At 62.2% G+C, this 15,911-nt stretch carries 9 protein-coding genes; 2 read left to right on the top strand and 7 right to left on the bottom strand.

The annotated features are described in order from the left end of the window. Positions 1-109: 109 nt before the first annotated feature. From JOE27_RS05510 to JOE27_RS05490, 5 genes are all read right to left on the bottom strand, one after another. Positions 110-2,527, bottom strand: a complete 2,418-nt coding sequence (locus JOE27_RS05510; protein ID WP_046785964.1) for a glucose/quinate/shikimate family membrane-bound PQQ-dependent dehydrogenase — start codon at positions 2,525-2,527, stop codon at positions 110-112. Positions 2,528-2,807: 280 nt separating this feature from the next. Next, positions 2,808-4,253, bottom strand: a complete 1,446-nt coding sequence (locus JOE27_RS05505; RefSeq protein ID WP_046785965.1) for a curlin — start codon at positions 4,251-4,253, stop codon at positions 2,808-2,810. Between the two features lie 16 nt (positions 4,254-4,269). Beyond that, positions 4,270-4,740 carry a curlin gene (locus JOE27_RS05500; RefSeq protein WP_046785966.1) on the bottom strand — a complete coding sequence of 157 codons (471 nt, stop codon included), beginning with the start codon at positions 4,738-4,740 and terminating at the stop codon, positions 4,270-4,272. 15 nt (positions 4,741-4,755) lie between these two features. Continuing rightward, entirely contained in the window at positions 4,756-6,987 is a 2,232-nt protein-coding gene (locus JOE27_RS05495; protein WP_204918152.1) for an Ig-like domain-containing protein, read from the bottom strand. A gap of 32 nt (positions 6,988-7,019) precedes the next feature. Next, on the bottom strand, positions 7,020-8,348 hold the full coding sequence (locus tag JOE27_RS05490; RefSeq protein WP_115274593.1) for a hypothetical protein: 1,329 nt from the start codon (positions 8,346-8,348) through the stop codon (positions 7,020-7,022). 314 nt (positions 8,349-8,662) lie between these two features. On the opposite strand from JOE27_RS05490, the gene JOE27_RS05485 reads away from it, so the two are divergent. Next, positions 8,663-11,611 carry a M66 family metalloprotease gene (locus tag JOE27_RS05485; RefSeq protein WP_204918151.1) on the top strand — a complete coding sequence of 983 codons (2,949 nt, stop codon included), beginning with the start codon at positions 8,663-8,665 and terminating at the stop codon, positions 11,609-11,611. 63 nt (positions 11,612-11,674) lie between these two features. Here JOE27_RS05485 and mobA read toward each other — a convergent pair whose 3' ends face one another. Then, positions 11,675-12,250, bottom strand: a complete 576-nt coding sequence (gene mobA, locus JOE27_RS05480) for a molybdenum cofactor guanylyltransferase MobA (protein ID WP_115274595.1) — start codon at positions 12,248-12,250, stop codon at positions 11,675-11,677. A 122-nt stretch (positions 12,251-12,372) separates the two neighbouring features. On the opposite strand from mobA, the gene JOE27_RS05475 reads away from it, so the two are divergent. After that, positions 12,373-12,723 carry an HU family DNA-binding protein gene (locus JOE27_RS05475; RefSeq protein ID WP_115274596.1) on the top strand — a complete coding sequence of 117 codons (351 nt, stop codon included), beginning with the start codon at positions 12,373-12,375 and terminating at the stop codon, positions 12,721-12,723. Between the two features lie 59 nt (positions 12,724-12,782). Here the strand turns inward: JOE27_RS05475 and JOE27_RS05470 are convergent, their stop codons facing one another. Then, positions 12,783-15,911 (bottom strand): efflux RND transporter permease subunit, encoded by a 3,129-nt coding sequence (locus JOE27_RS05470; protein ID WP_204918149.1) that lies wholly within the window; start codon positions 15,909-15,911, stop codon positions 12,783-12,785.

Genomic DNA, 15,911 nt, shown 5'->3' with positions numbered 1-15,911 from the left:
CGGGGTCTCGAATTGATCTTTCAGGGCCTCATCGCCAGCAAGCCGGCCCCCACAAGGTCTTTCAACGAACCTGTGGGGGCCGGCTTGCCGGCGATGAAAGCGACGCGGTTTACGGCAGTGCGTAAGAAATCACGTAGTCGCCACGGTCAGTCGACTGGCGGGCGCCGCCGGCAGTGACCACCACGTACTGCTTGCCAGTCTTGGGCGAGACATAGGTCATCGGGCCACCCTGGCTGCCGACTGGCAGGCGGGCTTTCCAGATCTCGTTACCGTTGCTGCTGTCATAAGCGCGCAGGTAGAAGTCCTGGGTGCCGGCGATGAACACCAGGCCGCCTTGGGTGGACAGCGTGCCGCCCAGGGTTGGCAGGCCGATCTTGATCGGCAGGTGCATGCGGATACCCAGCGGGCCGGTATCTTCGACGGTGCCGACCGGTACCTGCCAAGCCACCTGGCGGGTCTTCATGTCGATGGCGGTCAGGGTGCCGAACGGTGGTGCCTGGCAAGGGATGCCGGCGACCGACAGGAAGCGGTTCTTGTTCACCGCATAAGGGGTGCCTTTGAGCGGTACGGCGCCCATGCCGGTGTTCAGCGCTTCACCACCGCCAGCGGCCTGGCCTTTGTTCTGCGACGGGATCATCTGGATCCACAGGCCCAGGCGCATATCGTTGACGAAGATGAAACCATGGACCGGGTCGGTGGAAATGCTGCCCCAGTTCATGCCACCCAGCGAACCGGGGAAGCTCAGCGACAGGTCGGTGCCCGGTGCGGTGTACAGGCCGTCGTAGCGCATCTTCTTGAAGTCGATACGGCACAGCAGCTGGTCATATGGCGTGGCGCCCCACATGTCCGACTCGGTCAGGGTCTGTGCGCCGATCTGTGGCATGCCCACCGATTTAGGCTGGGTCGGGGAGTACGGCTCGTTCGGGATGTTGCTTGGCTTGACCGGAACTTCGTCAACCTGGGTAAGCGGCTTGCCGGTGGCGCGGTCGAGCACGTAGATCTGCCCGGCCTTGGTGCCGATCACCACCGCAGGTACCGACTTGCCGTCGTCCTTGGTGAAATCGATCAGGCTTGGCTGCATCGGCAGGTCGAAGTCCCACAGGTCGTTGTGCACGGTCTGGAACACCCACTTTTCGTTGCCGGTGGTGGCGTCCAGGGCCAGCACCGAAGCGCCGTAGGTGTGGTCCAGCTTGCTGCGCTCGACACCGTAGATGTCGGTGGACGAGGAGCCCATCGGCAGGAACACGGTGTTCATCGCCGGGTCGTAGGACATCGGCGCCCAGCTGTTCGGGGTGCTGCGCACATAGGTGCTGCCGTCGGCCGGAGCGTTGCGGTCTTGCGGGTTGCCCGGGTCGAACGCCCAGCGCATGGCACCGGTGAACACGTCGAAGCCACGGATCACGCCGCCTGGCATGTCGGTCTGGACGTTGTCGGCGACACGGCCGCCTACCACCACGGTGGTACCGGCCATCAGCGGTGCGGACGACAGCTGGTAGTAGGAGTTCGGTACGTCACCCAGGCCGGCCATCAGGTTGACCTGGCCATTGTTGCCGAAGCCTTGGCAGAACTCACCAGTGTCGGCGTCGACTGCGATCAGCCGGCCGTCGATGGTGTTGGTCAGCAGGCGACGCTGGCAGTTGGCGCCAGCCGGTACGCTACCGACGGTTACCGGCGAGCTGTTTGGCTGAGTTGGCTGGGCCACTGGCGCGGTAGCGTCGAAGTAGGCCATGCCACGGCAACGCTGCCACACTTTGGACTGGGCGTTGATCTCGTTTTTCCACAGCTCTTTGCCGGTGTCGGCATCGAGGGCGATCAGGTTGTTGTGCGGGGTGCAGATGAACACCTTGTTGCCAACCTGCAACGGGGTCAGCTGGTCTTCGGCACCGTTGCCATCGCTGACGGCGACGTCACCGGTGCGGTAGGTCCAGGCGACCTTGAGCTTGTCGACGTTGTCGCGGTTGATCTGGTCCAGTGCAGCGAAGCGGCTGCCACCTTCGGTATTGCCATAGTGGGCCCAGTCCTTCTGCTCCTTGCCGGCTTCGACCGGGGTCATGCCCGGGCCTTTGCCGGTAGGCGCGACGCTTGGATGGGCAACGAACATGTTGCCCGCAGCGATCACCAGCACCACGGCCAGCACGCCGGCGATGCCGTAGGCACCACGGCCAGTGCTACCGCCATTGGCACGTACCAGCTGCGGGTAGACGAGCGCCACCACCATGCCGATAGCACCGAACATGAACAGGCGCGAGAACAGCGGCCAGAACACCAGGCCGGCGTCGATCAGTGCCCACAGTGCGGTGCCGATCAGGAATGCAGCGTACAGCCAGGCACCGGCTTTCTTGCGTCGGGCAATGAGTACGCCGGCGATGGCCATGGCCAGGCCGCCGATCAGGAAGTACCAAGAGCCGCCAAGGCCCGCGAGCTTGACGCCGCCGGCAGCCAGGAGGAGGCCGAGCAGGGCGATGATCACGCCCAAGCCGACCAGGATGATGTTTGTGGCGCCAGAGGCGCGCGGTGTTTCGTTCATGCCAGGGATCTCAGCAGGTGGAATGTGCGCAGTTTAAGCCCTTAGCAAGCTAATTAACAAGTTGGTACATAATGTTCTGAGTCTGATTGTCGCAGGCTTGAACTTGCGGGGTTGTCGCGAAAAGTCTAGATCAGGCAGCGAAAAGTGCATAAAAGGTTGTTGCAGCCGGCAGTCAAAAACATCCGCGTCCCGATAACCTGGCGCCCCGATAGCGTGTGGAGCACAAAAAAAGGAACCGCAACGCCAGGGAGAGAAGCGCTGCGGTTCAAGGGGGAGCTGCTTAGCGCTGGGTGGCGGTGGCCGTGTTGCCGTTGCCCATCTGGGTGATGGTGGCGGCCTGGTTGGCCCCGCTCTGGTCGACGAACGCCATGTTGCCGGCGCCGCCCTGGGTCACGTAGGCGACGTTGGCGGTATCGGCCTGCTTGATGGTGGCGCTGTTGCCACTGCCGTACAGCTGGGTGGTGAAGCTCTGGTTGGCGTAGCCGGACTGGTCCAGGGTGATGGTGTTGCCGGTGCCGGTGGTGTCGCCGGTGGCATAGTTGTCGATGCCGCGCTGGTCAGCGATCAGGATGTTGTCGGTGCCGTTCTGCTCGAAGTACAGCTCGTTGTTGCTGTCGGCCTGCTTGGTTTCCATCGAGTTGTTGGTGCCTTTCTGGCCCAGGGTGGCCAGTTGCAAGGTACCGTTCTGGGTCAGGTTGACGCTGTTTTCCGTGCCTCTCTGGTTGATCACGGCGGTCTGGTCGCTGCCGAACTGCCCGCCAAGTTTCTCGCCTTTCCAGTTGCTGGCCATGACCTTGTTACCGGTACCTTGAGTGGTCACGGTCAGGCTCTGGTTGTCGCCGGTCTGGTAGGTGAAGTGCAGGTTGCTGGTGCCGGTCTGGGAGATGCTGGTGGTCGAGTTGGTGGTCTCGAACTGATCGGACCAGCTGGCGTTGGACTTGCCTTGTTGATACAGGCTGGCAGTGTTGTCCTGGCCCAGGCTCTGGTCGATGTAGCCTTCGTTGAGCTGGCCATTCTGGTTGACGGTGGCCTGGCTGCCGACTTGAGTGTCCTGCCAGACTTCCACCGAGTTGCCCGTGCCGTTCTGATCGATGCCTATGAGGCCGCCGGTGCCGTCGCGCTGGTCGCCATAGGCCCAGTTCTGCTTGCCTTGCTGGTAGATCTCGATATTGCCGTCGTTGTGCGTCAGGTGTTCGGCAGCGGCATAGTTGTCCTGGCCGTCCTGGTTCACCAGGCTCTTGTTGTTGCTGCCGCCGAACAGCTGTTCGACGAAGGCTTCGTTGCGCTGGCCGCTCTGCTGGGTGGTGGCCTGGCTGCCCAGCTGGGTATCCTGCCACACGGTCGAGCGGTTCTCGGCGCCTTGTTGCATCTGCAGCGCCTGGTTGTTTTCACCCAACGACTGGCTGGCGAAGGCGTCGTTGTAGGTGCCCTCGGCTTGCTGGGTGATCTGGCTGCCATTTTCGACCAACTGCTCGGCGTAGCCGGCGTTGTACGAGCCACTGGCGGTCTGGTCGATGTAGCTGGTGCTGGTGTCCTGCACCGCCAGGTGGTTGTGGCCCTTGCCGGTCTGGTTCTGGGTGGCGGCGGCGAAGGGCGCGACGGTCTGGCTGACTTCGGCGATGTTCTGGTTGCCGGTCTGCGACTGGGTCGAGGTGCTGTCGTCCGCCATGACCTGGCCGGCCACGGCCAGGAGGATAGCGGCACTTAGGGGAGCGAGCTTGAACATGGTGGTGCCTCCAGGTCTATCGGTATTGAGTGATCTGAACATGCTGGCCATTGCCGGCCTGGGTCACGGAACTGTTCAGGCCCGAGCCGGCTTGCACAATGCTGGCGCTGTTGTCGTTGCCGATCTGCTCGATGCTGGCGTTGTTGCTGGTGCCGCTCTGGCGGATCGACGCGCTGTTGCCATTTCCCTGTTGGCTGATGCTGGCCATCAGGTCACTACCTTCTTGCAGGATGTACGCTTCCTGTGCGCCCCCGGCCTGGACGATGCGGCCCAGCAGGGCCTGGCCGTTCTGGTCGAGGGCGGCGCGGTTGCCCGAACCCAGCTGCTCGATCACCGCCACCTGGCCGGCACCTGCCGGTAACAGGCGGATGATCACCGGGTCACCGAGGTCGCTGCCGGCGGCAAGGTCGGCGTTGTCCATCAGGTCGTCGGCCTGAGCCTGACCCGCCAGGGCCAGGCTCAGCAGCAGTGGGTGAAGGCGTTTCATGACGTTCTCCTGGCCTTAGCGCACAACGACGTTGATGGTGCGTGTGGTGCCTTGGCTGCTGGTTACGGTTGCCGTAGGCGCGGCAGTCGGGATCATCGTGGTGCTGTTGCCCACTGCCAGGCGCCAGCGTCCGGTTATCGGTACCGTGACGGTGCCGAGGGTCTGCTCACCCGTGGTGGTGGTCACGCGCACGGTAACGGTGTTGCCGGTGGTGACCGACGAGGTGCCGCTGATGTCCCAGTTGAAACGGTTATTGGAGCGCGCCGTGACCGTTGCCGCGGTGACCGCAAAGGTTTCTGCGGCCGGGCGTGGCGACACGTTGACGGTGACGGTGCCGGGGTTGGAAAGCGAACCGAGCGAGTCACGCACCTGGAAGGTGAAGGTGGTGCTGAACGCTGTGGTGACCGTCGCCGGTGGCGTGTAGGTCACCGTGCTGCCGTCGGTGCTGACCGTACCGCGGCCGGCAGCGGGTTGCGTGACGTTGTCGACCACCAGTGGTGCGTTGCCTTCCGGGTCGGCGGCGCCTGCCAGTACGTTGATGCTCAGGGGTACGCCCAGTGTCGCGACGGTCTGGGCTGCCACGGTTGGCGGCTGGTTCGGTGCAACGTTCACGGTCACGGTGGCCGGTGTGGACTTCAGGCCCTTGGCGTCCACCGCCTGATAGCTGAAGGTGGCGACCAGGGGTTGTGTGGCGCCGGCTGGCGGGGTGTAGGTGACCGACGTGGTGCCGTTTAGCACAACACCGCCAAGGCCGGTACCCGGTTGGGTCAGGTCGCTGATGGTCAGCGGTACGTCACCGTCCGGATCGCTGTCGTTCTGCAACAGGTTGAGGGTCAGCGGTACACCGACGCTGGTACTGCCGGAATCGGCCTGGGCCAGCGGCGCCTGGTTTTCGGCTTCGATCGGTGCGTTGCCGACCACGATCACCGGCTCCTCATCGCTGCCGCCATGGGCGGACTTGATGGTGACAGTGGCTGGCGGCTGGCTGAGGTCGTTGACGGTCAGGCTCTGCAGGGTGCCGGATTTGGACAGGCGGCCGTAGCCTTGGGCAACCAGGTCGGGGACTACCACCTCGTCGCTGGAGCGTGCTTCGATCACCAGGCGCTTGTTGGTCCAGTCGTAGCGGGCAGTGTCCACTTTCACCACATCTGTCAGCTTGCTCGACAGTGAAGTAGGGCGGGTGCCGCCGGTAGCCGTGCTGCCGGTGACCACCACTACCGGCGGCGGCGCGGTCTGGCTCAACTGCTGGGTGAAGAACAGCCCGTTGTTATCCGCAAGCAGGCTGAACTGGCAGGGCGAGGGTGGAGTCCCGACCAGGGCCAGGCCATTGCGCATGCATACATCAGCATCGTTCGGCGCCTTGGCGAAGACTTCGACCCGGGTGCCGGCGCCGTTGCGCGAGTAGGTGGCGCGCTCCAGGGTTACCGGCGTTTGCGCACGCTGGTCAAGCACCTTGCCCGACACCGTGAACACATTGGTCTGGATGGCCCCGGCTGGCCCTTCGATGCGCACGAAGTTGGTATTGAACGGGCTACCGGTCACCGCTTCGGTGAGGTTCGGATCGCCGATGAAGGTTTCGCTGGCTCCCGTGTCCGGGTTGACTTCGGTATAGGGGCCACCGACCCCGCGCAGCCACGGCCCGATGTTGCCGTTGAGCGCTCCGCTGAAGTCGCCCGGGGCGCCGATGCCGATGTCGCGGGTGACGTTGATCGCCCGCCGACCGGCTGCGGTCACGTTGACCGTTTCTACACCGTAAGGGTGGGTGATGACATAGGTGCCGGTCGTCGGTACCGAGGCGCGGATACGGATGCGGGCAAAGCTTTGCTGGTCACCGTCTACCGGGTTTTCTGCGGCGAAAGCGGCTTCTATGCCTGCTACGTAGACTTCCAGTTCATAACCACTGTTGCCCACTTCGGGGATTTCGGTTTCTGCCAGGAACCAGAACATCTCTGGCGGCCAGTTGTCTGGGAACACCAACGGTAAGGCGTCGTCATAGACACCCGGCTCAGGCAGCAGGGTGCACATGTAAGCCGGTGCGCCCGGCGCACCAGGGAACCGGGTGCTGGTAGCGCGCGACTGGCACAGCTCCAGGGACAGGTTGTCGGTGTCCTTGTACCACATCGGGTATCCACCGGTGGCAAAGGTGTAGGGGCCCGGATCGACCTCCGACAGTGCGGCCCAGGCCGCGCTGGTCACAGTGAGGGAGAAACCGGCGGCCAACAGCGCACGGCGTTGCCAAGTGTTCATGCTGCCTCCTTGAAGGCGGAGCCTTTGTCTGTTCATGGCACCAGCACCACGTCTTCGCTGTCGCTACCGCCATTGGCACTGGTGACCTGCACCTTGGCCGGCGGGATGGGCGACAGGGAGGTGCTCAACGTTTTCACCGCACCGCTGCCAGCGAGGTCGCCGATCAGCGCACCGTTGCCGGTGTGGGCGGTGAGGACCGGTGGGCTGGTCTCGTCACTGGTGCTTGCCACCAGGGTCAACTGGCCGCTGGCCAGGCTGAATTCGGCACGGGTGATGGTCACCAGGTCGGTCAACGGCAGGTTGACGGTGGCCAGGCTGCTGGTGGGGATCGCCACACTGTTGTCAGCGGTCAATGTCAACGAGGCCGGCAACAGCGGGTTGAGGACTGACTGGGCATACCAGGCGCCGGTACTGTTGGCTTCGGTCAGGCTCAGGTTTGGCGTCTGGCTGGTCAGGGTGACGGTGGCCGGAGGCGGCGGGGCCATCACGAAGACGTCCTGCTGGGCACGCAGGTCGCCGTCCTCGGTGTGCCGCGAATAGGTACTGCGCAGTGGCATCAACGGGGTTGGCCGGGCAACGTCGGAGAGCTTGCCGGAGATCGAGAACAGCTCGGTGCGCAGGTCGATGCCACCGGGGCCCTCGATACGCACGTAGTTGGTGTTGTACGGGCTGCCGGTGACAGGCTCTTCCAGGTTCGGGTCGCCGATGAAGCGCTCGCTGCCCTCGGTGTAGGGGCCGTTGACGCTGCGCAGGAACGGCCCCACGTCACCTTTGAGCGCGCCGCTGAAGTCACCGGCGCCGGCGATGCCGATATCGCGGGTCATGTTGATCGCCCGATCACCGGCGGCGGGCACGTCGAACACGTCGACGCCGTAGGGGTGCGTGACGATGTAGGTGCCGGCGGTCGGCACATCGACGCGGATACGGACCCGGGCGAAGCTGACCTGATCGCCTTCGACGGGTTCCTCAGCGGCGAACGCCGCTTCGATGGCCGTGCCGTAACTCAGGTCGATGCCGCGGGCGGCATCGACGATGGCGGCGTCGGCGGTGAACCAGAAGGCTTCGTCAGGGAAGTTGCTGGGGAAAACGATGGGTTGTGTGTCGTCGAATACGCCAGGCGTGGGCAGCAGCGTACACATGTACGCCGGTGCCCCCGGGGCGCCAGCAACACGTGAGCTGACGGTTTTGGTCAGGCACAGGTCAAGGGTTCGCCCGTGCGTGTCCTGGTACCAGGCGGCGAAGTTGCCATTGGCGGGGTTATAGGGACCGGTGTCGACGGCATACAGCGCTGCCTGTGCCGGGAGCTGGAGCATGCTGGCGAAAATCGCCACGGCCAGCGGTGTGGGTATCGGTCGGTGCATGAGTCATTCCTCCTGCAAACGGGCCCATGGACTTGGGGCGTCTGGGAGGACATCGGCAACAGCCGTGCCAAGTGCGCGAAATGGTGCTGCAGGGTTTATAGCGCAAGGGGTGCGGTACTTCGCGCGTCGTTGTTTGAAACGTGTTGTTTGGGTGCTGTTCCCCAGGGTTGGGGGACGTGGGGCTAGAGGGTGTGGGGCGAAAGTCAGCTGCGCAGAGGGCCTGTATTGCGCAGCACAGCCTGGCAATTTTGCCAGTATCGGCCAACAGCAAAGGGCGCCCATAGTTGAATAAATGACACGCTGAAGGGGGTTACATGGAAACAGTACTGGCTCTGACGATGCGGGATGACTGCCTTTATGTAGAACCTTACACAGGAGATATTTCTCAACATTTCCGGGTGGTGCCGCAGAACGATGGATCAATAGGTATCCGTGCTCTGCGGTATGACGCAGCACTCACGATGTCGGAGGACGACGTCTGGGTGTCGCCCTATGGTGGGAATGCATGGCAAAGCTTTGAGTTGCAAGCATACGACGATGGTACGTACACGCTGCATTCAATGAACTATCCCGCCGTACTCGAAATGACGGATGCAGGGGCAGCAGCCAAAGCCCATGCGCAGAAGGACAGAGCCCAGAGGTTTTATCTGGAGAGCAGGCCTGATGGCGGGGTGGTGATTTATAAAGCCAGCGTGGTTTTTGATACCTGCGGCAACACCAATCATTTGCAGGGCTCATTGGCAGCCCATGTAAAGTTTGCTCAGAGTCAGATTGTTCCTGTGACGCCCAGTGTCGGGGACGAGCAGCCCCATCTGGTGGCAGGGCGCACAGCATTGCTCTTGGTAAAACCGTTAGGAGCATTGAAAGACCGGATTGAAAGCCTTGAGGTCAGCGTTGTCGATAGAGACGGCCGTTTATCAGGGGTGCTGCAAATGAACAGCCCCTATGATTTACCTGAGACGGTGTACAGTGTCGCAAGCGATGCGGGTGATCTTGACTTTTCCCTCCCGCCAGAGGACCCCTATGTCATCAATAGCAGCAGCGAGTTGGATCGCCTTGATGATCCCGCAGCTACTTATTTGAAGGCAACGTTGAGGTCGCACGATTGGGTGGTGATTCAGACGGGCGATGGGAGTTGGGTGAGTGATATTTATTTACCCACACAAGAAGTGGTTTGCGGGCAGCGGGTGAGCTTCAATTCAGCGGCTGGCTACAGTTCGACTGTGTTCTATAGCGGTCGCTCAGTCGTTGTTTCCAAAGGGGAAGAATGCCAATTCATCTTCGCTGCTGGGCAATGGATCAGTGATCACGAATGGGCAAATCGAATGCTGGTCTATTCGGAAAATACCTGGAGTATCGAAATTCCAGGCGCATGGTTGAACCCCGGTACATCAATGCGTTTCAGCGCTGGAGATCTGCTTGGGACACTGGGCAGCGTAGCGGTGGGCGGGCGCACTGAGTTGCTGATTCATACCATCGATATTGGCATGCTCACGCCGCCACGTGACGAGTACGCGTTTGCAAACGAACCGGATGCCCACACTGAATATTTCCAAACCATTCCCGTGGCCCGGATGATCGTAAGCAACTATCAATCTCTGCACTTGCCGGAAGTCATGTTGCCAGATGGGCAATTATTGACTGACTTTGACCCAAGCGAGGGTGGTTGGCATAGCGGCACAATGCGACAAAGGATCGGTAAGGAGCTGATATCTCTAGGCATCAATAACGCTAACTATGGGCTCCACAGTACGCCCGGGGAGGGCGAGCAGAGCCCCTATGTAGCAGCACAGCTCACCGCCCATAATAGCCAGGGGAGATACGTGAATGGTATTCAGGTGCACGGCGGGTCGGGAGGGGGAGGCATCGTCACGCTGGATGACTCACTGGGCAATGAGTTCAGTCACGAGGTTGGGCATAATTACGGACTGGGCCATTACCCTGGCGGGTTCGGCGGCTCCGTACATCGCCCCGCGCAGGCTTTGAACGCGATGTGGGGCTGGGACATGCGCCTTGGTCAGTTCATACCCAACTTCCGGGCGAACATTACGCAAGAACCCACCTGCGTCGAGGATCAGTGCCAGGCGCCTTTTCATGGCCATGCCTTCGGTCTCGACCCGATGGCGGGCGGCGCACCGATGTCCCATTTGAACCGTTTCACGTTGCACACGCCTCATACCGCGGCAATCACTCAGGAATTCTTTGAGGGAAAGGCAGTTTTTGCGTCTGATTCAGCGACAGGCTTCCGCCGCTGGAGTGCCCTTGCTCAAGGCATGGAACCTTACGCTCACAGAGTTGACTTACGCCCCCAACTAACAGCTCCCAACAACGACTTGAGCGACGCTGCCCTGTCGGCCTTGTTCGACCTCAATACCGTGGTGAGGGTCGAAATGGAGGATGGAAACTGGGCGCCGCGTATTGAAGTTCCGCGTGCTGCATCCTCCAATGCCAACTGCGTGATCACCTTCAATCATGACGCCGGTTACAATAGCCAACTGTCCATCAATGGTCAGACGTTGAACATCGGGCGAGGGTTTTTCAAGAGCTATCGCTCGAACGGGGCAACCTGGACAGAGACGATCCTGTTAGACACGAGCATGGCGCGAATCACTGTGCCAAACAATGACTTGAGTCAGGCTAACCTCCAGAGCCTGTTGGCCGGTTTCGCCGTGCTCAATGTCGTGATGCGCGATGGGGACTGGGGGCCTGCCATCCACGTGCCTCCTGCCTCTGAGTTGAACGAGCGCCGGGTTATCAGCATTGATCAGGGGGCCGCGTACCAGACGCAGCTTCATATCAATGGCCTGATTTTGCCGCTCTCCCAAGGCTCCCTGAGACTGTATATGTCTGAGGGGGGAGCCTGGCGTGAGTACACCCATGCAGAGGATGTGAGTGTTGAGCGCGTGCCGCAAAAGTTCGGTGTACCCATCACTACGCTGGTGGGTTACTACGACCCGCAGCGTGAGTTACCACACTATATTTATCCCGCTTTGCATGGTGCCTACGGCTTCGTCTACGAGGATGACAGTGGTGCATCCGCAAACCCTGGCTGGCAGCTTTGGGTAGTCACGGTAGCTGGGGTGCGGCGCTACAATCTGCCCGGCATCCGTCTGCAGGCGAATGTGATGAACAAATTCCATGTCAATCTCGATACTTCTGATCGGCCCGAGAAAGTGCAGCTTGTGTATCGGGGTGAAACGCTGTTCACGCGTACTCTGGAGCCCCCCCAGGAGGAACTGGTTTACACGATCAATGGTGAATGAGGCGTGTGCGCAGTGTAGATAGCAACCAGGTCGCTTGCGCATCGCTGGCTCAAGCGACCTGGCCTAGTCCTGCAGCAGATCTGGGCTATTGAAGTTGCTCAAGCGTGGGTCACCCACGGGGTATTCCAACCCCTCGACCGGCGCGTGCAGCAGGGCCTTTTGCAGGCTCCTCTCTCCATCCGCCCAGGCCTGCCTGAGCAACGGCAGCAGCCTGCGCGGCAGCACGCTGAACATCGGCTGCCAATACCCACCCTGACGCGCCATGACCGCACTGTCATTGGCCACTGCCAACTGCAGCAAATCTTCGATCAAGTGGGGGTCGATCAGCGGTGCATCGCATGCCAGCACCACCACCCACGCATGCCTCGCCGCTGTCAGGCCGGCAATCACCCCAGCCAACGGGCCTGGGAAGTCCGCTTCTGCATCGCAGACCAGCTGATCGGAGAACGGACGATAAACGTTGTGGTTGCGATTGCAGGAGATCACCACATCGTCGCAAAGGGGCCGCACCACCCGCTGCACATGCGCCACCAGCGGCTCGCCGCGCCAGAGAACCAGCCCCTTGTCACGGCCACCCATGCGCTGGCCACGGCCACCGGCGAGGATCAACGTGGTGAAGGGCGGTAGGGGTTTGGTCATTGGGCCGGTTCCTGAACGTAGGGCAGCGAACCCTCCCACGGTGCAGTGCAATTGTCCAGGCTGGGCGGTAAGCGGCGACCTGGCATTTTTGCCAGTTGTGCTGATTGGTCGATCTTCATTCAATGGTATCAGTGGCAGGCAATGCACAGGCCCATTCAGGTACGCCAAGGAGCAAAGACTTGAACAAAAGTGAATTGATAGCGGACGTAGCACTCAAGGCTGACCTTACCAAGGTCGAGGCTGGCAATGTTGTCGAAGCGCTGATCGAAGCCATTACCGAGTCATTGGTCAAGAAAAGGGAGGTCAGGCTGGTTGGATTTGGGTCTTTCACAACCGATGTACGGCAAGTGCGCAAGGGGCGTGATCCAAGAACGGGTAAAGAGATCCAGATCAAGCAGGCCACCGTTGTCAAATTCAAGCCTGGTAAAGGGTTGAAAGACGCCGTGATGGGACAGGATCAGGACAGTCAATAGCCGCCTGCACCGCCCAGTGGAGGGGGGCAAAGGGGGCTGGCAATGCAGCCCCACTGGCCTCACAGATTCTCGACGTTTGTCAACTTGCCCTCGGCCGGTTCTTGGCGAGTTCGGCCTAAACGCATCACCACCACAAAAAACACCGGCACGAACACCACCGCCAATGTGGCGCTGAGCATCCCGCCGATCACCCCGGTGCCAATCGCCTGCTGGCTCGCCGAACTGGCGCCGGTGGCGATGGCCAGTGGCACCACGCCGAGGATGAATGCCAGCGAGGTCATCACGATCGGCCGCAGGCGCAGGCGGGCGGCCTGCACGGCGGCGTCGACGGCATCCACGCCCTGGTCCACCAGGCTTTTGGCGAATTCGATGATGAGGATGGCGTTCTTCGCCGACAAGCCTATCAGGGTGATCAGGCCGACCTTGAAGAACACATCGTTGGGCATGCCGCGCAGGGTCACCGCCAGCACTGCGCCAAGCACGCCGAGCGGTACCACCAGCAGCACTGCAGTGGGGATCGACCAGCTTTCGTACAGCGCCGCCAGGCAGAGGAACACCACCAGCAGAGACAGCGCCATCAACAGCGGTGCCTGGCTGCCGGACAGGCGCTCCTGCAGCGACAGGCCGGTCCATTCCAGGCCGGCCCCGGCCGGCAATTGCGCGACCAGACGCTCGACTTCGGCCATGGCCTCGCCCGAGCTGTAGCCGGCCGCCGGCTCACCGGAAATCGACACGGCCGGGTAGCCGTTGTAGCGGGTCAGTTGCACCGGGCCACTGACCCATTTGGCCTGTACGAAGGCGCCTAATGGCACCATCTTGCCGCTGCTGTTGCGCACGTGGATCTTCAGCAGGTCCTCGACCTGGCTGCGCTGGTCGCCTTCGGCCTGCACCACCACCCGCTGCATGCGGCCCTGGTTGGGGAAGTCGTTGACGTAGTTGGAGCCCACGGCGGTGTCCAGCACCGCGCCAATGTCGGCGAACGATATGCCCAATGCATTGGCTTGGCGGCGGTCGATTTCCAGCTGTACCTGCGGGCTTTCGGCCAGCGAAGCTTCGCGCACGTTCACCAAGATCTTGCTTTTCCCGGCGCCGGCCAGCAGTTCGTCACGCGCCGCCATCAGCGCGGCATGGCCCATGCCACCCCGGTCCTGCAGGCGGAACTCGAAACCGGTGGACTCCCCCAGCCCGTCGATGGGCGGCGGCAGCACAGAGAACGCTACCGCATCGCGGATCCGGGAAAATGCGGCGCTGGCGCGGTCGGCAATCGACTGGGCGCTGTCGTCGGCGCCACGCTCGGACCAGTCCTTCAGGGTGGTGAAGGTCAGCGCCGCATTCTGCCCGCTGCCGGAGAAGCTGAAACCGAGGATCACCGTGGTGTTGCCCACCCCGGGCTCCTGGGCATTGTGCGCCTCGATCTGTGCGGCTACCTGCTCGGTACGCATGCGGCTGGCACCTGGTGGCAGCTGGATGTCGGTGATGGTGTAGCCCTGGTCTTCAGTGGGCAGGAACGCCGTGGGCAACTGGCTGAAGCCGTAGCCGAGCACCGCCAGCAGCACGCCATACACCAGCAGGTAGCGGCCGCTGCGCTTGAGAGCCTGCACCACCCAGCGCTCATAGCCGTTGCTCATGCGTTCGAAACTGCGGTTGAACCAGCCGAAGAAACCCTTGCGTTCGTGGTGTTCGCCCTTGGCCAGCGGCTTGAGCAGGGTGGCGCACAGGGCAGGGGTCAGGCTCAGGGCCAGAAACGCTGAGAACAGGATCGAAACCGCCATAGACAGCGAGAACTGCTGGTAGATCACCCCGACAGAGCCTTTCATGAAGGCCATGGGCAGGAACACCGCCACCAGCACCAGGGTGATACCGATGATGGCGCCGCTGATCTGACCCATCGCCTTGCGCGTTGCTTCCTTCGGCGGCAAGCCTTCCTCGGCCATGATCCGCTCGACGTTCTCCACCACCACGATGGCATCGTCGACCAGGATGCCGATGGCCAGGACCATGCCGAACAGTGTCAGCACGTTGACCGAGAAGCCCAGCGCCAGCATCACGGCGAAGGTACCCATCAGCGCCACCGGCACCACCAGGGTCGGGATCAGCGTATAGCGCAGGTTCTGCAGGAACAGGAACATCACGGCGAAAACCAGCAGCATGGCTTCGAACAGGGTACTGATGACCTGCTGGATGGAGACCTTGACGAACGGTGATGTGTCATAGGGGATGTCGTACTTGACTCCCTCCGGGAAATAAACCGACAGCTCCTGCATCTTCGCCCGTACCAGGGTGGCGGTTTCCATGGCGTTGGCGCCCGGCGCCAGCTGCACGCTGAAGGCGCTGGCCGGCTTGCCGTTCAGGCGTGTGCCGTACTGGTATTCCTGGGCGCCGATCTCGACCCGCGCCACATCGCCGATGGTCACCGTCGAGCCGTCGGGGTTGGCCCGCAGCACAATGGCGGCAAATTCTTCCGGGGTGCTCAGCTGGCCCTTGACCACCACATTGGCGGTGATTTCCTGGGTGCTGCGGGCAGGCAGGTCGCCGATGCTGCCGGGCGCCACCTGGGCGTTCTGTGCGGCGATGGCGTTGGCCACATCGTTGGGCGTGAGGCTGAAGCCGATCAGCTTGCCCGGGTCGATCCAGATCCGCATGGCACGCTCGGAACCGTACAGCTGGGCTTTGCCGACGCCCTTGAGGCGGCGGATTTCGTTCATTACGCTGCGGGCAAGGATGTCCGACAGGGCGGTTTCATCGAGGCTGCCGTCTTCAGAGGTCAGGGTGCCGAGCAGCAGAAAACCGGTGGACACTTTTTCCACTTGCAGGCCCTGCTGGGTCACCGGGCGCGGCAAGCGCGACTCGACCACCTTGAGGCGGTTCTGCACGTCGACCTGGGCCAGGTCCGGGTGGGTCCCCGGCTCGAAGGTGGCGGTAATGGTGGCGCTGCCCAGGCTGCTCTGCGACTCGAAGTACAGCAGGTTGTCGGCGCCGTTGAGCTCCTGCTCGATCAGGCTGACCACGCTCTCGTCCATGGTGGCTGCGGACGCCCCCGGGTACACGGCATAGATTTCCACCTGCGGCGGGGCTACGTTGGGGTACTGGGCCACCGGCAGTTGCGGGATGGCCAGGGCGCCGGCCAGCAGGATGAACAGCGCGACCACCCAGGCGAATACCGGGCGGTCGATGAAGAATTGCGGCAT

It is taken from the genome of Pseudomonas sp. M5, assembly GCF_016907075.1.
GTDB lineage: Bacteria > Pseudomonadota > Gammaproteobacteria > Pseudomonadales > Pseudomonadaceae > Aquipseudomonas > Aquipseudomonas putida_E.
This window is presented reverse-complemented; position numbering and strand designations above follow the sequence as displayed.